This window comes from Psychroserpens sp. (genome assembly GCF_047633235.1).
In the GTDB taxonomy this organism is placed as follows: domain Bacteria; phylum Bacteroidota; class Bacteroidia; order Flavobacteriales; family Flavobacteriaceae; genus Psychroserpens.
On the sequence record NZ_JBLIET010000008.1, the window covers coordinates 72,777 to 98,759 of the forward strand.

The window sequence follows — 25,983 nt, forward strand, 5'->3', positions numbered from 1 at the left end:
TAAGTCACTTGTTTAATCAAAGAAAAAATAAACGTTTTAGTTTTAAACCTAATTTTAAGGATTTAAAAAAAACTGAATATAAAGACGACTTGGAAGAGAAATGGAATGAAATGCGTTACAATACTAAGCGTAGTGGGAATATTTTAACTTCATTTCCAGCTCTAATTATAATTTTAGGTTCGATTTTTGTGTTAATATATATACTTAACAGATATATTTAATAATTGTATTATGGGTCCAATAAAATTTACTGTATTTAAAGGGTTGTCTAGAAATAAAAGGTTCAACTATACACCTATGCATTATAATGGTAAAGAAGGTACAGATACTTCACAATATCCAACAAAGTTTGATGCCTATGCCGACACATATAATAAAAATGATTTTTCTGGTCAATGGTATGAGAATAGAATAAAAAATAGAACTAGAAATAATTACGGATTTAATAGAACTATCTTAGTGTTAATTGGAGCCTTTGTGTTAATTTTTCTGTATATCATAGATTTCGATTTATCAATATTCTCTATTGAAAGCTAATGGCAGACATCATTCAATTGTTACCAGACCATGTTGCTAATCAAATCGCAGCAGGTGAAGTTGTACAGCGACCAGCATCGGTTGCAAAAGAGTTACTTGAAAACTCTATTGATGCTGGTGCAAAAACTATAAAACTTATTGTAAAAGATGCCGGCAAGACCTTAATACAGGTCATTGACAATGGTAAGGGCATGACAGCCACAGATGCTCGATTGAGTTTTGAGCGTCATGCGACATCTAAAATACGTTCGGCCCAAGATTTATTCAGTCTTAATACCAAAGGGTTTCGAGGTGAGGCTTTGGCTAGTATTGCTGCCATTGCTCATGTAGAATTAAAAACAAAACAAGAGCAAGATGAACTTGGAACGCTTATAGAAATTGAAGGTAGTGAGATAAAAAATCAAGAGGTCACAGTGACACCGACAGGTACTTCACTTTGTGTAAAACATTTATTTTTTAATATTCCTGCACGTCGTAACTTTTTGAAATCTAATAATGTAGAGCTCAGACATATTGTTGATGAATTTCATCGGGTAGCTTTAGCGCATCCAGATATTGAATTCTTAATGTATCATAACGGTAGCGAAAGTTTTAACTTACCAAAAAGTAATTATAGACAACGTGTGGTACATATCTTCGGACATAAAACAAACGAAAAACTCGTCCCTGTTGAAGAAGCAACTGAGGTTTTAAAAATCTCGGGATTTGTGGGTAAACCCGAATTCGCGAAACGTACTAGAACTGAACAATTTTTCTTTGTCAACAACCGATTTATAAAAAGTCCATATCTTAATCATTCTATAAACTCTGCTTTTGAAGGCCTAATGAAAGATGGAAGTCATCCTACTTACTTCTTAAATCTAACCGTTGACCCTAAAAGTATAGATATTAATATCCATCCTACAAAAACAGAAATTAAGTTTGATGACGAACATACATTGTATGCCATTTTACGCTCTGCTGTTAAGCATAGTTTGGGACAGTTTAATATTGCACCCGTTTTAGACTTTGATCGCGATAGAAACTTAGATACACCTTATAATTTTGAAAACAAAAGAGTATCCACTCCAACGGTAGAAGTAGATCGTTCTTTTAACCCATTTCAAGCAGAAAAAATAGAGATCAGGTCTAATAGGTTGTCGTCAAGCTATAAAAAAGAACCCACTTCACAATGGGAAAGTCTGTATGTTGGATTAGAATCTAAAGGCACAAAAACCGAAAACGATTTTAGCGAAGTACAGTTTGAAAGTCAACCAGAGGCCCCATCATTATTTGATGATGACAAACAATTAGAAACCAAACAAACAACGTATCAACTACACAATAAATATATTATTAGTACTATAAAATCTGGGATGATGATTTTAGATCAACATCGTGCACATCAACGTGTTTTATATGAAGGATTTCTTAAACATCTCACGGTAAAAGAGGCTGTAAGTCAACAACTACTGTTTCCCTTACGTTTAGAATTTTCTTCTACGGAAATGGAAATACTGCAAAATTTAAAAGAAGATTTAGAACATACAGGATTTGTGTTTTCAGTATTTAAAGATATTATTATTGAGATTACAGGAGTGCCAATCAATGTTCCTGAGAGTGAAGTCTCGATTATTTTAGAGCAGCTTATAAGTGATGTTGAGCAAGAGGTACCAGATAGTAATTTTAGTGCAACAGATTTGTTGGCGAAATCAATGTCTAAAAGTTTGGCTATTAAAACAGGACAAAGCATATCACGTTTAGAACAAGAACATTTAGTAAATAGCTTATTTGCTTGTAAAGAACCAACGGTTTCTCCTACTAATAAAGTCACGTTCATCACAATGAGTGTAGATGACTTTGATAAAAAATTTATATAATTTATGATGAGAGGTATTACAGATACAGTAAAGCATTTGATTATTATAAATGTAGTCATGTTTATTGGTACGCTTGCTATTGGTGGAGGTGAGTTATTTTATCAATGGTTCGCACTATATTTCCCAGAGAACGATTTATTTAAGCCATGGCAAATAATTACCCATATGTTTATGCATGGTGGAGTAACTCATATTTTATTCAATATGTTTGCGTTGTGGATGTTTGGTACAGCTGTGGAAACACAATTAGGGTCCAAGAACTTTTTATTTCTATATATATCGGCAGGTTTAGGAGCAATGCTTTTTCAATTAGGCTATTACTATTTTAATTATCTACCTGCGTACTCCGAATTAATAGCTTCTGGTTTATCTGATGGTCAATTAATTGAAATGTTTACAACCAATAAGTCAGTAGTTCAAGTATCTAGTTCTCAATTGAATTTACTTCGAGGCGCTTATAGTGCCTACAATGCCAGTATGGTAGGCGCTTCGGGCTGTATCATGGGTGTTTTAGCAGCTTTTGGGATGATGAATCCCAATGCTAAGTTGATGATGATATTTCTGCCTATACCTATAAAAGCAAAGTACTTTATTCCTGGGATTATACTGCTAGATATTATTTCTGCAGTCTCTGGACAGTCTTTCTTTAGTCCAAGTAATACAGCTTATATGGCTCATGTTGGTGGTGCGATTACAGGTTTCCTCATCATGTGGTACTGGAAAAAAACACAGTTTAATAAAAACCGTTGGGATAGATGACTTCATTAAATAACGACTTTAAAGACAAACTCAAAAACCTAAATGTGTTTGAAAAAATTATGGCAGTTAATGTTTTGGTTTTCTTCATTGGTTGGTTACTACAAATGATTCTTAAAATCCCAAGATTTTATACATTGTCGTGGTTAGAGTTACCCAAAGGATTCCTTGACTTTATTGTGACGCCTTGGTCTATTTTTACATATGGATTTACACATTATGATTTCTTTCATTTGTTGTTTAACATGGTCGTCTTGTATTTTGTGTCACGTAGCATGGTTAATTTGTTTCCATCTAAACAATCGCTTAATATTTATTTTTTAGGAATCTTAGCAGGAGGATTATCATTTTTAGTCGTGTACAATATTCTACCTGAGTCGTGGTCTTCAACAGTTGGGTCTTTAGTAGGAGCATCTGCGGGAGTAAATGCGCTTTTGATTTTTTTATGTAGCTATATGCCACATAGGGAAACACGCTTCTTTACGTTATCTATAAAGCTGTGGCAAGTAGGGGCCGCTATTGTATTATTTGATGTGATTGGTTTATTTGGAGCTAATCAAGGCGGTAAGGTAGCGCATTTAGGAGGCAGTTTATTAGGTTATCTTTACGCTACACAACTCATAAAAGGCAATGATATTGGCTCTGGATTTATGAAATTTACAGATCGTATTGTTGATATGTTCAATAATAAAACGTCTTTAAAAACAGTACATAGAAATAAGAAAAATGATTTTGCGGGTCATAAGAAGCAAGATTTTGACGCGTTTAATACACAAAAGAAAATAGATCTCATTTTAGATAAAATAAGTAAAAGTGGTTATGAAAGTTTAACTAAAGAAGAGAAATCATTTTTATTTAAAGCAGGGAAGAAATAACGTCTATGGGTAAACTTAAGCTATTTGAGAAGTTCATATTCCTTATCAATTCGTTGATAGCATTTGCATTACTCTTGTCTTATATTTTACCTTATGTTGAGCCTAAAAAATTTGCATTCCTATCCGTTTTAAGCCTAGCAGTTCCGTTCTTAATAATCCTTAATATTCTATTTCTCATTTATTGGTTATTAAAAGTCAAAAAACAACTATTACTATCGCTTCTAGTTTTGGCTATTGGTTATAATTATGTGTTGTCGTTATATAAGTTTACGTCTTCTAAAAATGTGGATGATAGCGAGAATATCTCCGTTATGAATTATAATGTGCGCTTATTTAATCTTTTTGATTGGATTGATGATCCCAATTTAAAAGAGAATATGTCTTCATTTATTTTAGAAAAGAGTCCAGATATACTCTGTATGCAAGAATTCAGACCTGATGAGGAGATAGACTTAGAGATGTATCCCTATAAACACATTGAACTATCAGGAAAGAAGATTAGGAATGGTCAGGCGATTTATACCAAATTTCCAATCATTAACTCTGGGTCCATAGAATTTCCGAATACATCAAACAACGCTATCTTTGCAGATATCGTAAAAGGAAAAGATACGATTAGAGTTTATAACTTGCACTTAGAGTCTTCTCGTATTGATCCAAATGCTGAGGAATTCTCAAAAGAAAATTCACAGAACTTATTTAAACGGGTAAGCTGGACCTTTAAAAAGCAACAGTCACAAGCAGAGCAGTTTTTAGTTCACAAAAATAAATGTCTGTATAAAACAATCATTTCTGGAGACTTTAATAATACAGCATATTCTTATATTTATAAACAGATTAAAGGTGACATGGAAGATGCTTTTGAACACGCAGGAAATGGTTTTGGGAGAACATTTGATTTTAAATTTTTCCCTGTTCGTATTGATATTATATTAGTGGATGATGCTTTTGAAATCAATGCCTTTAAGACATTTGATGTTAAGTATAGTGATCATTATCCTGTGATGGCCAAAGTGAAGGTTAAAGAGTAAGCGATCGCAGTTTTTAGGTTTTACTCTTGTACGTTAGAACGTTAAATGGAGTGTTTGTTTTTTGCAGTTGTATTGCCTATTCATTTAAATACTTTGAGAAAGCATACTCCATTGATTATAAATATGTCCCCTAGGAAATTTTAAACCTTTTGTGTTAGTCAATTCTAAAAAAAACCTATACTCTTTGTGAAATTTTATGCTATTATTTGAGCCGCTGTGTAAATAACTAGTGCCAAGTAGGTCATAGTCTTACATCATTAAACAATCTGCCCAATCTGCCAGCATATGAATAAGTAGCCCTAAACCAATAATTCTTGTTTTCTTTATAAACGTTAGAATGATGTAAATAGCAATGGCATAATAGGAGTGAAGTGGGTGAAAATTAATGCTACATCGTGTTGGGTCAAAAACAGGATTTGCGAGTAAATGATCGAGATCAATTATGATAGCACTCAACATAATTATAGATGCTAATTTCCAATGTTCTCTAAAAAAGAGTAGCGCTATGAGGATAGGAACTAAAAAATGGATGCTATAGTGTATAGTTGTTTGTAGCATTACAAATCAAAAGTTTGAGATTTGAGATATAACTCAGTATTTGGCCCTTCATTAAATAAGACATCTAGAATACTTAGATTATTTAAAAATTTGTGTTTATTATCAAATACTTGTGCATAAAGCTTGAATTTCTGCGGTATCTCCTTGCGACTATTTGCTAGCAACCTAGCGTCAATGACATGTTTTGGTTCTCGTTCAAATTCTTCTGTGATTTTATACTCAAACGGAAGTTGCAAGCACTCAAATATAAGCTCTAAACATGTAAAGTTATAATCCATAATCGTGTCAGCTTCCGAAGTAAATAGAGGCATTAGATCATCAATATAAAATTCAAAAAAAGGGGATGTTCTGTAGGCCGACTCTAAAGATTTTAGGTGTTGAGCTTGCCAATTTTCAGTATTAAAAATTTTGACATCTTTGTAAAGCTGTCTGTTTTTTTGTGAGTAAACAACTGGTATGTTTAGATCTAATTTTCCGTTTGCGCCATAAATTGAAGCACGATTGCGATACGTTTGCTTTTGATAATTATCACAAACTTCAAATACAAGCTCATCAGCGTTCATCATAGCAACAAAATGCGCTACGTTTGGAAGGTATGTAGGATGAATTATTGTTTTCATCTTTAATTGAAAAAGCTATTTATGCTTTCTTTTTCTCCATGTATTAAAACCAAACCAAGCGGCTAATAAAACTAAAAAAGGAATTAAATAAGACATGGGATTTCCAGATCCACCAACAGTCGTAAACCAACGTTCCCAACGTGGATTTTTAAGACCATCCCAACTCATCCAAATAAATACAGGTTTACCTACTACATGATCAAAAGGAACGTAACCCCAAGCACGAGCATCAATAGAATTATTTCTATTGTCTCCCATCATCCAATAATAATCTTGCTTAAATGTATAGGATGTTGTGGGTTGGTCATTAATGATTATTTGATTACCTCTAGTGACAACGCTATTTCTCTCGTATTCTCCAATGAGGCGCTTATACAATGGAAGTACTTCCATTGTTAATTCTACAGTTTCTCCTTTCTTCGGAATATAAATAGGTCCAAAATTATCATAACTCCAGTCATAACCAGCAGCTCTAGGGAACAAGGACTTGTAGTCAATACCTCTTGGAGTTTCGCTTCTAGTGATACTTCCAACGTTTGGATGATTTTTGGCTTTTGCTGCAGCTTCAACTGTAGCTTCTATAAGCAACGTAGTTTGACCAATTTGATAGACATCTGTAATATCATATCGTTTTAAACCATCATAAATTTGTTCACCACTATAAGTTCCTTTTAATTCAATTTGATAAGCAAACTGAAGTTTAGCACGATCTGGCAATTCGTTACGTTTGCCATTGATATAGACATATCCATTTCTAACTTCTAGTGAATCTCCGGGAACACCAACACAGCGCTTAACAAGATTTGTTTTCTTGTCTATTGGCTTATAATAATTGCGATCTGGATTAAAATCGTTCATATTTAGAAGCGTATCTGCAGGTTGATTAAAAACAACAATATCGTTACGCTCAATATTTTCAAATCCAGGAATCCTCATATAAGGCAACTGTAATTTATTTTTCCATGACGTGCTGCGCTTCTCGAAATTGTCGTCAAACAAATATGATTTAACATTGGCTATAGGAATCGTATCATGAACCATAGGTGTTCCAACTGTTGTCATTGGTATTCTTGCACCATAATGAAACTTACTTACGAATAAGAAATCCCCTACTAATAATGATTTTTCTAAAGATGAACTTGGAATAGTAAAGGGTTGAATAAAATACGTATGTACTATGGTTGCTGCAACAATAGCAAATAATATAGAGCTCGTCCAGTCCCCAGAACTTGATTTTGGATTAATATCTCTATCGGCAACGTAATTGACCTCTGTTCCATAATTGAGATAAAAATTATAAAAACCTAAAGTAATAACTGCTAAAAAAGTATCAAGGAATTGATTCTTGCCAAAACTTCTAGCGGTTTCAACCCAAACTACAGGGAGCATGATTAAGTTAACAATAGGAACAAACAATAAAATCGTCCACCACCAAGATCTATTAATTATTTTCATTAATATAATCGCGTTATACACGGGAATAAACGCTTCCCATGCCTGACGTCCAGCTTTAACGTATAGTTTCCAAGTCCCAAGTCCGTGAAGGATTTGGATGACTAGAATAAATATTAACCATTGTGTAATTGTCATGTCTATAGTTTAATTTCTTTAATGAGTTGAAAAGTCTTCGAAAACGTTACATCAATCTGTGATATTAACTAATGTTTAAGACGTCTTTCATTGTGAATATTCCTTTTTTGTCATGTACGAATTCTGCAGCAATTACAGCTCCCAAAGCAAAACCTTCTCTGCTGTGTGCTGTATGTTTAATTTGAATGCTATCGACTTCAGATTTGTAAATTATCTCATGGGTTCCTGGAACATTTTCAATACGTTTTGCTAAAATACCAATCTCATTTTGTTTTGGCGTATCTAATGTCCACTTTTCGTAATTAGTTTTATCTATTATTCCCTTAGCCAGTGTAATCGCAGTTCCGCTAGGCGCGTCTAATTTTTGAGTATGATGAATTTCTTCAACAGTTACATTGTACTTTGGAAGCTTAGCCATTAACGTGGCTAAAGTTTTATTGAGTTCGAAAAATATATTGACACCTAAGCTGAAATTTGAAGCGTATAAAAAGGTGCCTTGAGTAGATTCACAAAGAGAAACTATTTTGTCGTAATCGTCTAGCCAACCAGTAGTTCCTGAAATCACTGGAATTCCTACTTCTAAACATTTGGAAATATTTGTAACCGCTGAAGATGGGAGACTAAAGTCTATGGCGACATCACAATCTTGGAGTGAAAAACTTTCCGAAGCACTAGACACTTTTAGCCTAATACTATGACCGCGTTGTATAGCGATAGTTTCTATAGCTTTTCCCATTTTCCCATAGCCTAAGAGTGCAATTCTCATACTTTAGAATTTGAAATTAAGAGTTAAACCTAAATTGGTGTTGTTTTCCATTTCATTGTACTTAAAATGTGGACGCAATGATAAATCTTGGTCCACATTAAATTGCAATAGATGTGCATCAACGTTAGCATCTACAATATTTAAGGCATACATACCAATAGCTATAAGTAAGGCTAATTCTTTGTTACGCCTCAATTGTTGTTGTGCGCGTATTAGACCATCGTTTGAAACATTGGGATAAGGTGCACCGTCCCTACTTTGATCAAATCCTGCCAAACGTCTTTTATATTCGTCACGATATAAGCCTAAATCTCGATCATTGGTAATGAAGAGATAGGTAGGAATACCAATAGCAGCATAGACTAAAGGAACCTTCCAATATTTTTTATTGTAAGCTTGGCCCAAGCCGGGTAAAATAGCAGAGTAGAAGGCCGCTTTTGATGGTGCCAGTACGTCCAGAGCTCGTCTTTTAGTTTTAACAGTATCTTGAATAACCATTAAGCCTGTATCTACGTCTTCAGCTTTTTTGTCATCCTGTGCAAATGTTGTGCTACTGAAAAAGAGAAAGAAAAGACTGCTATAGACCAATTTATTTAGCACTTTCAACTAGTTTTTTTATACGGTTAAAATCTTCTTCAGAATGAAACGGAATTGTTATTTGTCCCTTACCATTCTTTGACAATTTAACGCCAATTTTATGCCCAAAGTATTCTGAAAATTCTTTTATGCCTTTTTTAACAAATTTAGGTAGCTCTTGAGCTTCGGTCGCTTTTTTAGCTAACGGATTTTGGAAATTCTTAACCAGTTGTTCCGTTGCTCTAACCGATAATTTATCTGTAATTATTTTCTCGTAGATATCTAATTGGTTATTCGGGTCGTCAATATTGATCATAGCTCGTCCATGACCCATTGAAATGAATCCGTCACGCATCCCAGTTTGAATGATAGGATCTAACTTTAATAAACGCAGGTAGTTTGCAATTGTTGATCGTTTTTTACCAACACGCTCGCTCATTTGCTCTTGAGTTAAAGCAATTTCATCAATTAAACGCTGATAAGAGAGTGCAATCTCTATAGGATCTAAATCTTGGCGTTGAATATTTTCTACTAACGCCATTTCTAACGACTCTTGGTCATTCGCAATTCTTATGTAGGCAGGAATTGTAGTTAACCCAATGAGTTTCGATGCTCTAAAACGTCGCTCACCAGATACCAATTGAAATTTGTTGAATTCTAATTTACGTACTGTAATGGGTTGTATGACACCAAGTTCTTTAATAGAAGAGGCTAGTTCTCTTAGCGTTTCTTCATTGAAATTGGTACGTGGTTGAAATGGATTGAGGTCTATAGTACCTAAATCTAATTCTACGATGTTACCAATAATGGTATCAGCGTTTTTGTCTTGAGCAGACTGTATGTCATTAGAAGGGTCTTTCAACAATGCTGATAAACCTCTACCAAGTGCTTGTTTTTTTGTTGCCTTCGCCATTATGTGTTTTTCTTTATGATTTCTTTAGCCAAACTTAAATAATTCGTTGCGCCTTTACTGCTAACATCATATTTGATAATGCTTTCTCCATAACTAGGAGCTTCTCCTAATCTTACATTTCTTTGAATGATGGTATCAAACACCATATCACTAAAATGTTTTTGAACTTCTTCTACCACTTGATTAGATAAACGTAAACGTTGATCAAACATGGTTAATAACATCCCTTCAATATCTAAATCTTTATTATGGATTTTTTGAACACTTTTTACAGTATTCAAAAGTTTACCAAGGCCTTCTAATGCAAAATATTCACATTGAATAGGAATAATTACAGAATCGGCTGCAGTTAAAGCGTTTAAAGTAAGTAATCCAAGAGAAGGCGCACAGTCAATTAAAATATAATCATACGATGATTTTAGGTGCGTAATTGCTTTTTTAAGCATGTATTCACGTTCCTCTTTATCTACAAGTTCTATTTCAATCGCGACAAGATCAATATGAGACGGAATAATATCTACGTTTGGTGAATTTGCTGCAATGATACATTGTTCTGCAGTGGCGGTATGTTCTAATAATTGATAGGTGCCAACTTCAACATGTTCTACATTAATACCAAGACCAGATGAAGCATTGGCCTGAGGATCTGCGTCTATAAGTAATACCTTCTTTTCTAGAACCCCTAGCGATGCAGCTAAATTCACAGAAGTTGTTGTTTTACCAACACCTCCTTTTTGATTGGCAATTGCAATGATCTTACCCATTAATTGATTTCGTTTTATGACATAGAGATTTAAAATATCCCCGATGTAAAAATACGATTATTTGTGAGTTTTGAAAATTGAAGTTGTTAATAGTTCTTCAAATTTTGACTTTGAAATTCAACTAGAATTGAATGTTCAATTGTAATTCAGGAATTAATTTTTCTTATTGTTCTTTTGGCATTTTTGTGACATACATCATATCATTTTTTGTGTCAACGTCCTTAATTATAAGTGGATACGTATTCTCTTAAATATGACCAATTGGCTTTTTTGCAAAACTAATGGCATTGAAATACTTAGTTTTTATCCCATCTTTAAAACAATCGCAGTTTGAGGCATAAGAGCAATTATTTTTAGATATTATAATTTCCACTCTACCATAGGTGTTTCAAAGCGCAATTCATAGTATTAAAACCCATTAAGTCAAAGATGGAAATAGTCATAAAATAGCCTACATGGATTCCTTTTTCTTCAGAAAATATAACTTATCATTCCTCCTGTAGGCAAAATTAATAGAGATAAGCTTAAAACAAACATGAGTAATCTCATAAAAACAGGAGAGGGTTTTACAAATAAGGCGAGTGCATTACCTTCTCGCAGGTATTGATGCATTCATTGGATAACTAATCAATTAATATCTCTAAAATTTTAATCGCTGCATCACTAATTTTAGTTCCTGGTCCAAAAACCGCAACCGCTCCAGCATCAAATAAATATTGATAATCTTGCTTTGGGATGACACCTCCAACAATCACCATGATGTCTTCACGACCATAGTTTTTAAGTTCTTCTATGACTTGAGGTACTAATGTCTTATGTCCAGCAGCTAAGGATGATACGCCTAGAATATGAACATCATTCTCTACGGCTTGTTTAGCAGCCTCTTTGGGTGTTTGAAATAAGGGACCAATATCAACATCAAAGCCAACATCAGCATAACCAGTAGCGACAACCTTTGCACCACGATCATGACCGTCTTGTCCCATTTTAGCAATCATTATACGAGGCCTTCGACCATCTTGCTCTGCAAATTGGTCTGCAAGCTCTCTTGCTTTTTTAAAGCTTTTGTCGTCTTTAATTTCTTTACTATACACTCCCGAAAATGTTTTTATTTGTGCTTTGTAGCGTCCAAATACGTCTTCAAGAGCATCACTAATTTCTCCTAAAGTGGCACGTTCTTTTGCTGCAGTTACTGCTAAAGCTAATAAGTTCTCTTGTCCTGAGCGAGCAGCTTCAGTTAATTTTAAAAGTGCATCACTAACAGCGCCTGAGTTTCTTGTTGATTTTATGCGTTCTAGGCGTTTAATTTGCCCGATTCTAACAGTTTGATCATCCACTTCTAAAGTAGATATAGGATCTTCTTCTTTTAATCGATATTTGTTGACACCAACAATGACATCTTGATTAGAATCTATTCGTGCTTGCTTTCTAGCTGCAGCTTCCTCAATTCTTAGCTTAGGAATTCCTGCCTCTATGGCTTTGGTCATTCCACCTAGCTCTTTAACCTCTTCAATTAAAGACCAGGCTTTTTGAGCAATGTCATGGGTTAGTTTTTCAACGTAGTAACTTCCAGCCCATGGATCAACCGTTTTAGTTATGCCTGTTTCTTCTTGCAAAAATATTTGTGTGTTTCTTGCGATACGTGCAGAAAAGTCTGTAGGCAATGCAATGGCCTCATCTAAAGCATTTGTATGCAAACTCTGTGTGCCACCAAAAGCAGCAGCAGTAGCTTCGATTGTTGTTCTAGCTACATTATTAAAGGGGTCTTGTTCGGTTAAACTCCATCCTGAAGTTTGACTATGCGTTCGTAATGCTAATGATTTTTCATTTTTAGGATTAAACTGACTCACTAATTTGGCCCACAACATTCTTGCTGCACGCATTTTAGCAATTTCCATAAAATGGTTCATTCCAATAGCCCAAAAGAAAGATAATCTAGGAGCAAAGGTATCAATATCCATACCGGCCTCTAATCCTTTTTTAATGTACTCGAGTCCGTCAGCTAAGGTATACGCCAATTCAATATCGCCAGTTGCACCAGCTTCTTGCATGTGATATCCTGAAATACTAATACTATTGAATTTTGGCATATTCTTACTCGTATATTCAAAAATATCTGAGATAATCTTCATAGAAGGTGAAGGAGGATAGATGTATGTATTTCTCACCATAAACTCCTTAAGGATATCGTTTTGAATTGTTCCAGCTAAATGAACTGGATCAACACCTTGTTCTTCTGCAGCAACAATATAAAACGCCATAATTGGTAAAACAGCACCATTCATAGTCATCGACACAGACATTTTATCTAATGGAATCTGGTCAAAGAGAATTTTCATATCCTCAACCGAATCTATAGCTACTCCAGCCTTACCAACATCACCGACAACACGTTCATGATCTGAATCATAACCTCGATGAGTTGCTAAATCAAACGCAACAGATAATCCTTTTTGACCAGCAGCAAGATTTCTTCTGTAGAAGGCATTACTATCTTCGGCAGTAGAAAAACCTGCATACTGACGAATCGTCCAAGGTCTGCGAACATACATCGTAGAATAAGGTCCACGAAGATGTGGCGCAATACCTGCAACAAAATTTAAATGCTCTAAATTTAAAATGTCTTCCTTGGAATATGAAGATTTTATATCAATATCTTCAGCTGTTTTAAAAGTCGTTTTAGCTGTTGACTTGGAATCTGTAGGAGCTAACTTTATAGTTATATGTTGTATGTTTTTGCGCATAAATATTAATGGTTATGACCATCATTTTCTGAATGTTCGTTTTCTATTGGAGTGTTGGTCTTTTTTGATACATCAGCACTTAAATCGGTGTCATAAAATTTTCCGTAGAATAATTCTAAAGCCACAAATGTTGCTAAATATTTGTCATCTTTCATTCCAAATGTTTGACGTCTTAGTTGACCACTAAACATCCTTAAACTCATGCTGTTTGTGTCTATCAAGGCCTTGAACGTCTTACGCAAAGGCTCATCTTTAATTTGATTACCAATGCAATCAAATATAGGGTGATTAAAATTAACTTTACTACCATCTGGGTTTGTCTTCCAGAGCATTTTATCTTGTTTTAGGGCTTCTAGTACTGTTTTAGAATGATCTGAAACCATTGCTGAGTAATCTACTTTATTAGAAATTGCCTGACTCACAAACAGACTGTATGCACGGGACATTACAGGTTGCTCTGGAGTATAGAAATTCGCAATGTCTTCTTCAAAAGATTGCATAGCTTCTTGGAATAAAGCATGGTCAACGCCTTCACAGTCAACGAGCTTTTGTACGCTTGGAAATTTGTAATCAAAATCTACTACTTTTGTTTCTGTTTTCGCCTCTTCTTTACAGTTAAATAGGCATAAGGATAAGGCCAGTAGTACTAATTTATATGTCATGATTATATTATTTATTCGTTTTTTAATCGGTCTTGCTCTAATGTTTCGGCTAGACGCTTTTCTATAATGGGTTCTATTAATGTCTTAATTGGATTCGTTTTAACGAAAGGATATATTTCTAAATTGGCTTTCATTCTATCCTGAGGATTAGGGTATTTATTTGTACCCAATAAAACAGTGTCACCAGAATCAAAAAGGTTTTGCTCTTTAGTCGCACTTTCTTTTATTTTTTTCTGGATAGTGCCTACTTTCAGTTGTGACAGAAACCCTCCATTTGCTTCAATATCTTTAAATAATTCTAAAGCTTTATCGCATAATTGACTGGTTAAAGATTCGATATAATAAGCACCATCTGCAGGATTGTCAACCTTATCAAAGTAGCTTTCTTCTTTTAAAACAAGTAATTGGTTTCTTGCTATACGCTCTCCAAATTCGTTGTCTTTATGATAAAGGCTGTCGTAAGCTAAGTTTGTTATGCTAGAGGCACCACCTAATATTGCACTCATACATTCTGTTGTTGTGCGCAACATATTAGTATTGTAATCATAGATAGTTTTGTTACGCTTCGTTGGCGTTACACTAATTTCACAATTAGTATTAAAACCATATTCATTAGAAAGCGATTGATAGAGTTCACGTAACGCTCTTAGTTTTGCGATTTCAAAAAAATAATTAGTTCCAACCGATACCTGAAACGTCAACGTGACCTTTTTTTTATCAGTTTTACTTAAAATAGGATCTAAATAATTAAAATACTCATTGGTATGCGCTAATGCGTAAGCTAGTTGCTGTACCATTGTTGCTCCAGCATTTTGATACAAACTGTTATGAATACAAAATGAATGGGTCAATTTTACGATAGCTTCAAATTGTTTATGGTCGTCTTTAATATTTTTAAACCAATTTCCTGTTTTTGCAAGATGACCAATAATATCGGTTTGGATTGTTATGTTATGATCTGTTGGAATGGATTTTACATATTCCGAAGATAAAAAAAGCAACTTAAAATTAATTGGAGTAGAAGCGTGGTCTATGCCTTTTAGAAGGTCTTTAGTTGAAATATCTTCCGAGGGAATAATAAACTCTATAGTCTCTGCTCCTCTAGAAATGGCATCTATAGCCTTGGCATTAGATTTTTCTAAATGAGCAACAAAAATGGACTGACAAATCTTAAACTCACTAGCTTTTGTTTTTGACGGTTTAAATTTTTGCTCAAACTCATCGGCATGATAAAATGGTTTTACGTCAATACCTTCGGTTGTATGCCAAATTAGCGTATCATTATAATCTACCCCTTTTAAATCAACTTGGATTTTTTGTTTCCACTGTTTAGAGGACACCTCTTTAAAATTGTTGAATAGTATTTTACTCATCCTTCCTTTTTAATTTTAGACTGTCTTCATATTCGATAATATAAATGTCTTCATTTTCCTTCTTCATATAGTATTTCTCTCGAGCCATTTTCTCAATACCTTCTTCGGTACTTAATTCTTTAATGGCTTTATCATCCTTTTGTATTTCATTTCTATAATAGCCTTTTTCGTCCTCAAGATCTGTAATATCTTCATTAAGTTCTTGATGAATCAATAATGAGTTTGAATCAAAAAAGAGCATCCACACTGCGAAAATGGCAAATACAATGACAAATATATTTCTAAACTTTTTGATAATTAATTGAGTTTTTCGTTGATAATGGTCTTCACTATATTTACAGCTACCGTATTGTACTTATTGTTTGGTATAATAATATCTGCATACTCTTTCATGGGTTCAATAAACTGTTGATGCATGGGTTTTAGGGTTGTTTGATAACGTGTTAATACTTCATCTATATCTCGTCCCCGTTCGGTTATATCGCGTTTTAAACGTCTAATTAAACGTTCATCACTATCTGCATGAACAAAAATTTTAATATCAAACATTTTACGTAATTCAGGATTTGTAAGTATTAAAATACCTTCAACAATCATTACTTTTCTAGGGTTCGTTTTAATTGTATCTCCAGTTCGATTATGTTTTACAAATGAGTAGACAGGTTGATCTATAAAATTACCGGCCTTTAATTCTCTTAGATGCTGCTCAAGTAATTCAAAATCTATAGACCTCGGGTGATCAAAATTAATTTTCACTCGCTCATCATATCCCAAATGTGAAGTATCCATATAGTAGGAGTCTTGAGAGATTATTCCAACTTCACCTTCAGGTAATTCGTTAAGTATTTGATTTACAACTGTTGTTTTCCCACAACCCGTTCCACCTGCAATTCCAATAATAAGCATATTTTTAAAAACTATTTTTAGTAGAACAAATTTAGTAATTATGATATAATATCAAGGTTCAATTTTAGAAACTTCACTTTCAGTTATTAATTTATCGTTAGCATTACCCCAACTATTTGTAATATAGTTCATAACATCTGCAATTTCATCATCTTCTAATCCTAGCGGAGACATCACATTATTATATTTTTGACCATTAACAATAATTTCTCCAGACTGACCATATTTAATAGCTTTTATACTAGCCATACGATTAGTCATCAAGTAGTCAGACTTTGCTAAAGGCGGAAATATTTTAGACACACCCTTACCATTAGGTAAATGACAAGTTATGCAAAAATTAGAGTAAACAGTTTCCCCACGAGTCATACTTTCTTTAAGAGCAGAGTTTTGTACCGTGATTTTTTCTTCGGAAATAGTAACTTTTGACAGCTCCTCCTTTTTTTCCGAAGAATTGCAAGACACCAATACAAGTGCTATTATGCTATATTTTATTCTCATCATTTTGTTTTAATAAGTTTTACGATTCCTAAATTTTCTATACCAACATAAATATAACCGTCAGGTCCTTGGTTTATTGATCTCACGCGACCTAACCCATTTAAAAGACGCTCTTCTTTAACAACTTTGCCATCTTTTATATAACAATTATCTAAATACTGAAATTTCAAAGACCCAACTAATAGATTGTTTTCCCAGCCTGGGTATTTATCGCTAGAGATAAACTCCATTCCGCTTGGAGCGATTGAAGGCGTCCAATAATGTAAAGGGTCTTCCATTCCTGGTTTGCTGGTTTCATCAGTGATTTTTGTACCAATATAGTTTATACCATAAGTAATTATGGGCCAACCATAGTTTTTACCAGGTTTTATAATATTAATTTCATCTCCGCCTTTAGGACCATGCTCATGCGTCCAAATCTCTCTAGTTCTAGGATGAATTACCATCCCCTGCGGATTTCGATGCCCATAAGAATAAATTGCAGTTTTTGCGTTTTCAACAGTAATAAACGGATTATCATTTGGGATGGTTCCATCATCATATAAGCGATATACTTTACCCCCATCTCGCGTTAAATCTTGTGGGTTCTCATCTCGATTACCACGTTCTCCAATTGTAAAAAACAAATAGCCATCATCATCAAATACAATTCTAGAACCAAAATGCTGACCTTTTGTAGTATTTGGAGTTGCTTTATATAGTACTTGTGTTTCTACTAAAGAATCTTTACTAAGTTTTGCACGCATTAAAGCTGTATGGCCACCTTTCTCTTCACCTTCAGAAGACGAGTAGGTGAGGTAAATCCAAGGATTGTCTTCATACTTAGGATGTAATTTTATATCTAGCAATCCACCTTGGCCACGATTATAAACTTTAGGAACTCCCTTTATATCTATTTTTACTCCGTTATTAAAGTGTACAATCTTCCCTTCTTTTTCATTAATTAACATAGAGCCATCTGGTAAAAAAACAAAACTCCAAGGGTTAATTAATTCTGATACAATGAGTTCGTAAGAATGTTCGTTGTTAATTGGGTTTTTGTCTTGTGCACAAGCAAAAAAACTTAGAAAAGCACTAATGAATACCGATTGTAGCAGAAATTTCATGAAAATAAATATTATGTATAAATTTAGTAATAAAAGTTGTCAAATTTTAAAGAAAATATATATATATTTGCACCTCGAAATTTTGGGAACTTATTATTATTCTCAAAGTATTAGATAACCAATTCGGGGTGTAGCGTAGCCCGGTTATCGCGCCACGTTTGGGACGTGGAGGCCGCAGGTTCGAATCCTGCCACCCCGACTTTTTGAGGGCTCTTAGCTCAGTTGGATAGAGCACCTCCCTTCTAAGGAGGCGGTCGCAGGTTCGAATCCTGCAGGGCTCACAACTCACAAACCTAGCGGTAACGCTGGGTTTTGTTGTTTAAAGACACTTCTACTTGTTCACTTTGTTGGTAAATAAATACCTTAATACATGTCAATTACATATTCGTAATTGCTTAAACTCCAACATTACTGTTTTTTGTAACCGCAATATCACATCGTAAAATTAAAATTCCGATAAAAAAATGTTTTGGATTCCGATTAGTCTGTGTTTTATCCATAAAATTAGTCTTAAAAAACGGAAACGATCCCCCTTTAATTTTGTAAATAATGTGCCTTTACCGCACTGAATTATTGCTAACTTTTGTTATATGGCTTGTTGCGTTTTTAAACATCTAGTTTAATAAACAAATCACAGATATAAAATTCCGTTGGAATTTTCTTAACTAGGCTAGTATCAAGCAATAAATCACAGACGTTGTTATTCTTTCGTTATTGTTCTACAATTTCTTTATCAATTAAGTCTAATTAGTTTATATATCCTTTTTAACTCCTTATAAATCAGCTTAAATACACATAAAAACTGTTTAAAAGGAAATAGGATTAGTTAACGTTGGTTTCATTATCTTTAAACTATATTTACACCAAACTACTAAGTTTTAAACAGTTTAAAATTATAAAAAAATTATGAAATCTATTAAAAAAATCCCAATACTAGCGATACTATTTTTTGGACTATTGTCAAGCTGTAATTCAGAGATAGAATCCTTAGAAGTTGAGGAAGCGAATGTAATGAGTAAGAAGTCTGGATCTTTAGTATCTGTTGATCTTGGTCTTGCTGGAGATTTTGCGATTCTTTCAAAATCAGGAATCACTAATGTGCCTCCATCTGTCATTACAGGCCATGTAGGAACAAGCCCAATAACGGGTGCTGCTCTTTTATTAACATGTCCTGAAGTTACTGGAAACATATATACAGTTGATGCAGCAGGCCCGCTCCCTTGCAGAACAACTGATGCTTCTGGACTTACAGCAGCTGTGCTTAATATGCAAGCTGCATATACAGACGCAGCAGGACGCTCTAACCCAAATTATTTAAATGAAGGCGCTGGAAATATAGGAGGACTTACTTTAAATCCAGGGCTTCATAAATGGACAAGTACACTCTTAATACCCACAGACATAGAACTGGACGGTGGTAAGGATGATGTATGGATATTTCAAGTTGCTGGAACGCTTACGATGAGTTCTGCAGTTAGAATGAATTTATCTGGAGGTGCACAAGCAAAAAACATTTTTTGGCAAGTATCAGGCGCTGTTACACTAGGCACCACAAGTCATTTTGAAGGAAACCTATTAGGAGCAACCTCAATAGCGGTACAAACAGGAGCTACAGTAAATGGAAGGTTGCTAGCACAAACAGCGGTAACTTTACAGATGAATACAGTTACTGCAGAAGTAGAGGTACTTCCAGTTGGAAGGTAACTTGAACGATGATGTAGTAGTTTTCTGGATAAATCCAGAGGATAATGCACATGGTTTGGTATGTGGTCTTGTAAATGTAGCGAACAACCCTAAAAAAATGGTCCTATAATGTATCAAATATAGGTGCAACAAGTAAAGACGAGTTAACCAGAATGCACAATAATAAATCAACTTTGGAAACACAGTTTAATATGACTGGATTCAGTAATATGTATTGCGGTACCACAGAGAAAAATGAAGCCAGAGTTTGGTGTCAGATTTTTTATTAGCACTTAGGATACAAGCCACAAAGGGCTATATACATTACTACAATACGGTATTCCTATGTCTGAATTATGAGTAAGCTGTTTAACATTTTTAGCTTGATAAATCGCTTTATTAAGAGCTCTTAATAATCACGTTTTAGTGCAAAACAATGGGTAGGTCTTTAAAGTAGCAAATTTCTTAAATTTCTCTTTAGCTTTGATTAGTGTTTTATACTTAATTTTTTTAGTTCAACTACAGATTTGTATCCTAGATCTCTTGCATCTGCTTCAAGTTAAGAATCCAATACTAGGGCACCTAGACCCTTTTTTAAGAGTCGTTTTTTAAACTGTTCAATTTCTTTTTGAAGTGCTTTCATTTTAGATATTTCTTCTTTTGTTTCCACTTTAACTCTAGTATTCATTGAATCTTTACGATTGTGCTTGTTAATCCATTGATTAACCGTTGCGGTGCAACGGAATAGAGTTTACATAGTTTGCTATTAGTGTGCTTTACAGTACTAAGTTCGGCTAAAATTTTTAATTTAAAAGGTTCACTGTAATGTCTAATTACTTTGTCATTTCTGTACATAATATTTAAAATTATGTAGTCTTATTTCAGGACGGGTCAGTCTTTACGATTGTACTTTTTAATCCATTCGTTTACTGTTGTAGGTGCAATAGAATAGAGTTTGCAAAGTTCACTTTTTGTGTGTTTGCCAGTACTAAGTTCGGCTAAAATTTTTAATTTGAAAGGGTCACTGTAACGTCTAATTACTTTGTCATTTTTATACATAATGTTTAAAATTATGTAGCCTTTTTTCAGTACAAGTCATAATGAATGCCAACGTTGTTGTATATGGTTAGTTACGTGGTTAAGCAACTAATTTAGCGAATAACTCACAGATAGAATATTCCGCAGGAATGTTCGTAAGTCGGCAGTGACCAAGCAATTAATTGTACAAGGTGTTACCACACGTTTTTATTCGGATTATTTTTTTCTCAAATCTACTATTATAGAATCTTTTACTTTAATAAAAATCAGATTGTCATTGTGATATAATTCCGTTGTATCTCCTCTAATTTCAGTCCGAACAAAGTCAAATTCAATAAATGTCTTTTCGTTTGAGTCTAAATAAATGGGAATAGCCACACATAAAAAACAAGTTAATATTATGAGACTATTTGTGATTATTATACTTTTTAACTTATCCGTTTTTGCTTTAAAAAAAAATTCCGACACTTACCAAAGTCCGAATGATTCCAATGACTAAAGTTAAAAATAAAATCAGGTGATGAACTCCAGGTGCGTGAATATATGCATTTCCAATAATTGCATAAGCGATTCCTGCAATTCCAAATCCAATTCCGTAAAATAGTAACGTTCTGAAAATTCGGTTTTTCATAATATTAATCGAACATTTCAGATTGAAGGGTTAAGCAAATAATAACGGTCAGAATATGAAATCCAAGAATAATGAATTTCCACTTCGGTTTTTTGATTAAAATAAGCGAATATATTAGGATTTGTATAATTGCGATTATTATCGGAAATATTCCGATTCCGTTTTTTGTCAAAATAGCAATTAACATTGTAAATGGATAAACAACTTTCGCTGGTAAATAAGTTCCGTGTCCTCCACCTATTGAAAATACGACAACGATTAATAAAATAAATGTTATTAAAATGGTAGTTCCGATTTTCATTTCAAATGTTTGGTAACAATAGTATTTACAACATCTCTTAATTATATTCTCAGAGATCTAGAGGAGGCTTTATCTTCTTCAATCAGCTTTTTAGTACTCGTAAGAACTGCCATTCCTGAATTATAAAGTTTAATTCGTTTATTCACTCTAAAACAGATAGTATCCTAAATATTTCACTAGTAATTTACCATCCAAATTATTAAAACTTTAAAAAATAATATGCTTTTTGAAACACTTAAACCAAATCCTAGAGTAAATCTTTGATACAAAAATCATCTTTTTAAACAGAGGTTTGAGTACGTATTAAATATAAAGGGATGCTTCTTTATTTAGACTTTAGTAATATCAATTTATAAACGTCACTAAATACAGTGATTTTCAATAACAGAAAGGTGTATTTCATCGAGTAATTTCTAGAAAAAACGCACTTCACCGAGTATTTTGTATATTTAATCGATAAAGTAATTTGTTTTATTCAATATTAAAATTATATTTGTCTTGAATTTCATTAAACCCCAAATCGATGAAAAACCTACTTAAAAATGCAATTGCATCTGCAATTGTTATATCAATGCTTTTTAATTGTTCGATTGAATCAATTGAAAATGAGCAAGAAGAACTTCTTTTTCAAACTCCTAATGCACAAAACGATTGTGCAGATGAAGATCCTCAGGCGAGGGTTACTAACGGTGGAACCATTGCAATTACTTTTCAGATTTCAACATTGGATGGTACCGTGTTACATTTGGTAGAAAATATAGCCCCTGGAAATTCTTCTGGCTTCTTAACATTCGCACCTGATGACATTGTGTTTAACATTTCGAAAAATACAACAGGTATTCAAGATGACAAAGTTGTTTTTACTATGAATCAATGTATGAGTTTTGATATGGTATTAGGAGCTGATAATTATTTAGTTGCTGGATCTCCAGATATCCTATAAGTCTTAGAGTTTATTGCAAATGATTACTAACTTAACTCCGAGATGATTGGTCGTAAAGAAAAGGTAAGTGTGTCCTCCATCTTTAATACTATATTTTTTTCTTAAGTTTTGAACAGTCTCTGGGAAGTTTCTAGTTGTAATATTAGCTTGTGATATTTTAAGTGATTTTATATTCTTTTTGCTGTAATCCACTATGGATTCAATAGTAAAGGATCTTCCTGGAAATATCAGGTGTTCATTACTAGTGTATAAATGAGAGTGTTGGTGTATTTTTGAAATCTTTAATTGCTTTGAAACACTATTAAAAGCTCCCGATTTTAGAATAGCAGCATTTGGCTCATATAAAAATTTTAAAGGATTACTCAAAGTGGCGTTGTGTGTAGCCTCATTCTTTAATTTAAAAGTAAAAACTTCTTTGGTATGATTAACAATATTAGCGGTTTTGATGGTGATTTCTCCCTTAAAGTCGTTTTCTAATATCCAAATAAGCTCCTTTACTTCATTTTTAACTGCTATGATATGAATGTCCTTAACATGCTTTAATTCACTTATTCCTATAGACAAGTCTAATAAGGGAGCTGTTTTAATGGCTATATTAGTCGTGTATTTAAATAAAGTTTCTAAATGATGAGGAACATTAGGTAAACAATATTTGAGAAAAAAGACCTTGCCTTTGCTTTCATGTCTTCGGGAGGGATCTATATAAATCCAATCATACTTATCTTTTTTTGAAAGCAAATAATCTATGCCATTTGAGTTAATTGTTCTTATGTTTTCAACCTGTAGTTGAGTATAATTATAAGCAACGATTGCAGACAATTCCTCATCAAGCTCACAATGTGTGACCTCCTCAAAATGCTTCGAAAAGTATAAACAGTCTACACCAAAACCTCCAGTAATATCTAATATGGATTTACCTGTAAATAATTTAGACTTATATTCAGCAGTGATTTCAGATGACGTTTGTTCTATGTTTAACTTGTTTGGGTAGTATATCTTTTCCGAAGAAAACCAAGTCGGTAATTTTTTTTTACACTTAACTTTCGCTTCAATTTGTTCAATAATTTCTTTAGTAGCAACCTTGCTAAAGTGCGCGCCTTTTAATAGAATACTGGATACTTCGGTATTAATATTATTAGAAATAAACTCTTGAATTTCGCTATTTAGAATGTCAGTATTCAAACGTTGATTATAAGCCTTGCGTTAATTTTTTTACCATTTTATTATCTGATAAAAATTCTTTAAGAATCACCTTTATGGCCGTGTAGAAAGGAACTGCGACAATCATACCAACAACTCCAAAGAGTAGACCTGCAATTATTATAATTAAGAAAATCTCTAATGGATGTGATTTTACACTTTTCGAAAAAATAAAAGGCTGACTAAAGAAATTATCAACCAACTGCGCAATTGCTATAACGATAAATGTATAAAATAATTTTGGTAAAACAATAACACTAAAGCTCTCACCGAGATTATTGGTCATTACTAAAAGCATCATAATAGCACCTCCAATTAACGGACCTAAATAGGGTATTAGATTTATTAAAGCACATAAAAAGGCAATAACTACAGCGTTTTCAATACCAATTATTAGTAAACCTATTGTGTAAATAATGAATAGTATTAAGATTTGGAAGAACAACCCGACGAAATAACGAGATAACAAATCTGAAATCTTCTCAATAGACCGTTTCGTATTTGACTCTTTATTATTAGGTACGAATGTCAAAATCCCTTGTTGAAATAGGTTTCTATCTTTTAAAAAGAAAAAAGCAATAAATAAAACAGACATCAAACCAATACTGAAACTTCCTAACCCAGAAACGATGCTATTTAAAAAGTTTGGTATGATACTATAATCCATACTCGACAATATTTTAGAGTCTTTAATAGCTTGTTCTGCATCGATATGATTAATTTCTAAATACGTAATAGTTTCGGTATATAGTGACTCAATATTACTTTTGAGTCGATCTATATCTAGTAGTGATAAATTTTGTCCTTGCTCAACTAAAAGCGGTATCAATAAGCTCACTATCCCCGTAAAAATGGCTATTAAAAAGACCATGGTTACAATTACAGCAAGTGTATTATTGAATTTTAGACGCTTCCTTAAAAACATAACAATGGGTCTTCCAATAAGTGATATTACGCCTGCAATAAGGATATAAACAATTACAGATTGTATCTTATACAAGAAGTATAAAACCAATGAAACAGCAACGATTACCCCAGCTGCCCTAAGTATTCCGTATGAAATATTTTTAGAATTCATGGAGTAAATATATAAAGACTTTAGTTAAGACTGTTTAAGTTGTTTGGTTATTTCATACAAAGTCACACTAGTGGCTTGTACGACATTCATACTGCTATTTTGGCCAAACATATCAATATGAATAACAGCATCACTCATATTTAAAATAGCTTCTGAAACTCCAAAATTCTCATCACCAATAATTAGTGCCATAGGTTTATGCTTCGGAAATGTGAAATCTATCAGAGCTTCGCTTTTTGATGTGATTTCAAGAGCAATTATAAAATAACCACTGTTTTTTAAATTAGAAACTAGGGTTAACGCGTCATTTTCGTGTTTATACTTTACAGATTTCTCAGTAGCTCTTGATGTCTTCATCATTTTTCTACCTAAAGTCGTGTTATCTCCACAAAAAATCAATTCTTCAATACCAAAAGCATCTGCAGTTCTAAACAAACTTCCAATATTTGGAGCATTAGTAACATTCTCACAAATGAGAGTAATAGGGAACGTTTTGTTGTTAAAGTTAGTAGAGTAGTGGTTCAGTTGCATTTGATATAGTCTCGTAAGGTCTTAAACTCGAAATGGATTAAGTGATTGAAGGTAAATGAAATGTTTGTCCGCAATTATATAAAGCGTGTAATTTACCACACGGTCCAAAACAACATATAATTCCTTTTGGAGCTGGGCTAATGTGAAAATTGCTAATACCCACAGCATAGGTATGGCCATTAATTTGACCTAAATACTGAAATATCATTAGTGCAATTAAAACAACTGCAATTACTCTGTATCTCATACTCATATTTAATGACTAATTCTCAAACGCATATTTTATAATATTAGCTCCCATTTTTAAAGCTTTCTCTCTGACGTCTGCGGGATCATTATGAACTTCTGGGTCTTCCCAGCCATCACCAAGATCACTTTCAAAAGTAAAAAGTAAGACGAGTCTATTTTTATAAAAAAGCCCTAAAGCTTGTGGTCGTTTGC

The 25,983-nt window shown here is 33.5% G+C and carries 30 protein-coding genes and 2 tRNA genes; 9 read left to right on the forward strand and 23 right to left on the reverse strand.

What is annotated here, in order from left to right:
• Nucleotides 1-231: 231 nt before the first annotated feature.
• From ACJAZK_RS04290 to ACJAZK_RS04310, 5 genes are read left to right on the forward strand one after another with little or no spacing between them, the layout of a single operon-like run.
• Nucleotides 232-537 (forward strand): hypothetical protein, encoded by a 306-nt coding sequence (locus ACJAZK_RS04290; RefSeq protein ID WP_415222777.1) that lies wholly within the window; start codon nucleotides 232-234, stop codon nucleotides 535-537.
• A complete protein-coding gene (mutL, locus tag ACJAZK_RS04295; RefSeq protein WP_415222778.1) occupies nucleotides 537-2,396 on the forward strand; it encodes a DNA mismatch repair endonuclease MutL in 1,860 nt (619 codons plus the stop codon). The genes ACJAZK_RS04290 and mutL overlap by 1 nt, the downstream gene beginning before the upstream one ends.
• Before the next feature lie 6 nt (nucleotides 2,397-2,402).
• Nucleotides 2,403-3,155 (forward strand): rhomboid family intramembrane serine protease, encoded by a 753-nt coding sequence (locus ACJAZK_RS04300; RefSeq protein WP_028872262.1) that lies wholly within the window; start codon nucleotides 2,403-2,405, stop codon nucleotides 3,153-3,155.
• Nucleotides 3,152-4,027 carry a rhomboid family intramembrane serine protease gene (locus tag ACJAZK_RS04305; RefSeq protein WP_415222779.1) on the forward strand — a complete coding sequence of 292 codons (876 nt, stop codon included), beginning with the start codon at nucleotides 3,152-3,154 and terminating at the stop codon, nucleotides 4,025-4,027. Before ACJAZK_RS04300 ends, ACJAZK_RS04305 begins: the two co-directional genes overlap by 4 nt.
• Before the next feature lie 5 nt (nucleotides 4,028-4,032).
• Entirely contained in the window at nucleotides 4,033-5,058 is a 1,026-nt protein-coding gene (locus tag ACJAZK_RS04310) for an endonuclease/exonuclease/phosphatase family protein (RefSeq protein WP_415222780.1), read from the forward strand.
• 249 nt (nucleotides 5,059-5,307) lie between these two features.
• Here the strand turns inward: ACJAZK_RS04310 and ACJAZK_RS04315 are convergent, their stop codons facing one another.
• From ACJAZK_RS04315 to ACJAZK_RS04380, 14 genes are all read right to left on the reverse strand, one after another.
• Nucleotides 5,308-5,616 carry a DUF6122 family protein gene (locus ACJAZK_RS04315; protein ID WP_415222781.1) on the reverse strand — a complete coding sequence of 103 codons (309 nt, stop codon included), beginning with the start codon at nucleotides 5,614-5,616 and terminating at the stop codon, nucleotides 5,308-5,310.
• Nucleotides 5,616-6,236: a WbqC family protein gene (locus ACJAZK_RS04320; RefSeq protein WP_415222782.1), complete on the reverse strand. Its 621-nt coding sequence runs from the start codon at nucleotides 6,234-6,236 to the stop codon at nucleotides 5,616-5,618. Before ACJAZK_RS04320 ends, ACJAZK_RS04315 begins: the two co-directional genes overlap by 1 nt.
• 15 nt (nucleotides 6,237-6,251) lie before the next feature.
• Entirely contained in the window at nucleotides 6,252-7,826 is a 1,575-nt protein-coding gene (gene lepB, locus ACJAZK_RS04325) for a signal peptidase I (protein ID WP_415222783.1), read from the reverse strand.
• Nucleotides 7,827-7,890: 64 nt separating this feature from the next.
• Nucleotides 7,891-8,592, reverse strand: coding sequence for a 4-hydroxy-tetrahydrodipicolinate reductase (dapB, locus tag ACJAZK_RS04330; protein WP_415222784.1), 702 nt, complete (start codon nucleotides 8,590-8,592; stop codon nucleotides 7,891-7,893).
• Nucleotides 8,593-8,595: 3 nt separating this feature from the next.
• A complete protein-coding gene (locus ACJAZK_RS04335) occupies nucleotides 8,596-9,192 on the reverse strand; it encodes a DUF5683 domain-containing protein (protein WP_415222785.1) in 597 nt (198 codons plus the stop codon).
• The gene (locus ACJAZK_RS04340) at nucleotides 9,182-10,081 is read right to left on the reverse strand and encodes a ParB/RepB/Spo0J family partition protein (RefSeq protein ID WP_415222786.1); all 900 of its coding nucleotides are present in this window, start codon (nucleotides 10,079-10,081) and stop codon (nucleotides 9,182-9,184) included. Before ACJAZK_RS04340 ends, ACJAZK_RS04335 begins: the two co-directional genes overlap by 11 nt.
• The gene (locus ACJAZK_RS04345) at nucleotides 10,081-10,845 is read right to left on the reverse strand and encodes a ParA family protein (protein ID WP_415222787.1); all 765 of its coding nucleotides are present in this window, start codon (nucleotides 10,843-10,845) and stop codon (nucleotides 10,081-10,083) included. Before ACJAZK_RS04345 ends, ACJAZK_RS04340 begins: the two co-directional genes overlap by 1 nt.
• A 623-nt stretch (nucleotides 10,846-11,468) precedes the next feature.
• Nucleotides 11,469-13,589, reverse strand: coding sequence for a methylmalonyl-CoA mutase (gene scpA, locus ACJAZK_RS04350; RefSeq protein ID WP_415222788.1), 2,121 nt, complete (start codon nucleotides 13,587-13,589; stop codon nucleotides 11,469-11,471).
• A 5-nt stretch (nucleotides 13,590-13,594) separates the two neighbouring features.
• Nucleotides 13,595-14,251: a hypothetical protein gene (locus ACJAZK_RS04355; protein WP_415222789.1), complete on the reverse strand. Its 657-nt coding sequence runs from the start codon at nucleotides 14,249-14,251 to the stop codon at nucleotides 13,595-13,597.
• A gap of 11 nt (nucleotides 14,252-14,262) precedes the next feature.
• Nucleotides 14,263-15,624 (reverse strand): methylmalonyl-CoA mutase subunit beta, encoded by a 1,362-nt coding sequence (locus ACJAZK_RS04360; RefSeq protein ID WP_415222790.1) that lies wholly within the window; start codon nucleotides 15,622-15,624, stop codon nucleotides 14,263-14,265.
• On the reverse strand, nucleotides 15,617-15,871 hold the full coding sequence (locus ACJAZK_RS04365; RefSeq protein ID WP_415222791.1) for an FtsB family cell division protein: 255 nt from the start codon (nucleotides 15,869-15,871) through the stop codon (nucleotides 15,617-15,619). Before ACJAZK_RS04365 ends, ACJAZK_RS04360 begins: the two co-directional genes overlap by 8 nt.
• A gap of 50 nt (nucleotides 15,872-15,921) precedes the next feature.
• On the reverse strand, nucleotides 15,922-16,530 hold the full coding sequence (gene udk, locus ACJAZK_RS04370) for a uridine kinase (RefSeq protein ID WP_415222792.1): 609 nt from the start codon (nucleotides 16,528-16,530) through the stop codon (nucleotides 15,922-15,924).
• 51 nt (nucleotides 16,531-16,581) lie between these two features.
• Complete coding sequence (locus tag ACJAZK_RS04375) at nucleotides 16,582-17,034, reverse strand: c-type cytochrome (protein ID WP_415222793.1); 453 nt, start codon at nucleotides 17,032-17,034, stop codon at nucleotides 16,582-16,584.
• Entirely contained in the window at nucleotides 17,031-18,137 is a 1,107-nt protein-coding gene (locus ACJAZK_RS04380; RefSeq protein WP_415222794.1) for a PQQ-dependent sugar dehydrogenase, read from the reverse strand. The genes ACJAZK_RS04375 and ACJAZK_RS04380 overlap by 4 nt, the downstream gene beginning before the upstream one ends.
• Before the next feature lie 124 nt (nucleotides 18,138-18,261).
• Between ACJAZK_RS04380 and ACJAZK_RS04385 the strand changes: the two genes are divergently transcribed.
• The 3 genes from ACJAZK_RS04385 (at nucleotide 18,262) to ACJAZK_RS04395 (ending at nucleotide 19,841) form a co-directional block, all read left to right on the forward strand.
• Nucleotides 18,262-18,336: transfer RNA gene (locus ACJAZK_RS04385), tRNA-Pro, on the forward strand.
• Between the two features lie 8 nt (nucleotides 18,337-18,344).
• A tRNA-Arg gene (locus ACJAZK_RS04390) sits at nucleotides 18,345-18,418 on the forward strand.
• Nucleotides 18,419-19,043: 625 nt separating this feature from the next.
• Complete coding sequence (locus ACJAZK_RS04395; RefSeq protein ID WP_415222795.1) at nucleotides 19,044-19,841, forward strand: ice-binding protein; 798 nt, start codon at nucleotides 19,044-19,046, stop codon at nucleotides 19,839-19,841.
• A gap of 538 nt (nucleotides 19,842-20,379) precedes the next feature.
• Here the strand turns inward: ACJAZK_RS04395 and ACJAZK_RS04400 are convergent.
• The 4 genes from ACJAZK_RS04400 to ACJAZK_RS04415 form a co-directional block, all read right to left on the reverse strand.
• Entirely contained in the window at nucleotides 20,380-20,508 is a 129-nt protein-coding gene (locus tag ACJAZK_RS04400) for a hypothetical protein (protein WP_415222796.1), read from the reverse strand.
• A 203-nt stretch (nucleotides 20,509-20,711) separates the two neighbouring features.
• On the reverse strand, nucleotides 20,712-20,879 hold the full coding sequence (locus ACJAZK_RS04405) for a transposase (RefSeq protein WP_415222797.1): 168 nt from the start codon (nucleotides 20,877-20,879) through the stop codon (nucleotides 20,712-20,714).
• A 427-nt stretch (nucleotides 20,880-21,306) separates the two neighbouring features.
• A complete protein-coding gene (locus tag ACJAZK_RS04410; RefSeq protein WP_415222798.1) occupies nucleotides 21,307-21,489 on the reverse strand; it encodes a hypothetical protein in 183 nt (60 codons plus the stop codon).
• Nucleotides 21,490-21,493: 4 nt separating this feature from the next.
• Nucleotides 21,494-21,790: a hypothetical protein gene (locus ACJAZK_RS04415; RefSeq protein ID WP_415222799.1), complete on the reverse strand. Its 297-nt coding sequence runs from the start codon at nucleotides 21,788-21,790 to the stop codon at nucleotides 21,494-21,496.
• A gap of 523 nt (nucleotides 21,791-22,313) precedes the next feature.
• Here ACJAZK_RS04415 and ACJAZK_RS04420 point away from each other — a divergent pair.
• Nucleotides 22,314-22,733: a hypothetical protein gene (locus ACJAZK_RS04420; RefSeq protein ID WP_415222800.1), complete on the forward strand. Its 420-nt coding sequence runs from the start codon at nucleotides 22,314-22,316 to the stop codon at nucleotides 22,731-22,733.
• Between the two features lie 3 nt (nucleotides 22,734-22,736).
• Here ACJAZK_RS04420 and ACJAZK_RS04425 read toward each other — a convergent pair whose 3' ends face one another.
• The 5 genes from ACJAZK_RS04425 to ACJAZK_RS04445 form a co-directional block, all read right to left on the reverse strand.
• Nucleotides 22,737-23,915, reverse strand: coding sequence for a class I SAM-dependent methyltransferase (locus ACJAZK_RS04425; RefSeq protein ID WP_415222801.1), 1,179 nt, complete (start codon nucleotides 23,913-23,915; stop codon nucleotides 22,737-22,739).
• A gap of 7 nt (nucleotides 23,916-23,922) precedes the next feature.
• Nucleotides 23,923-25,011, reverse strand: a complete 1,089-nt coding sequence (locus ACJAZK_RS04430) for an AI-2E family transporter (protein ID WP_415222802.1) — start codon at nucleotides 25,009-25,011, stop codon at nucleotides 23,923-23,925.
• A gap of 24 nt (nucleotides 25,012-25,035) precedes the next feature.
• The gene (locus ACJAZK_RS04435; protein WP_415222803.1) at nucleotides 25,036-25,542 is read right to left on the reverse strand and encodes a TrmH family RNA methyltransferase; all 507 of its coding nucleotides are present in this window, start codon (nucleotides 25,540-25,542) and stop codon (nucleotides 25,036-25,038) included.
• A gap of 37 nt (nucleotides 25,543-25,579) precedes the next feature.
• Entirely contained in the window at nucleotides 25,580-25,789 is a 210-nt protein-coding gene (locus ACJAZK_RS04440; protein WP_415222804.1) for a hypothetical protein, read from the reverse strand.
• Between the two features lie 15 nt (nucleotides 25,790-25,804).
• Nucleotides 25,805-25,983 (reverse strand): DUF4159 domain-containing protein (locus tag ACJAZK_RS04445; protein WP_415222806.1); only part of this gene is annotated, 179 nt, incomplete at its 5' end.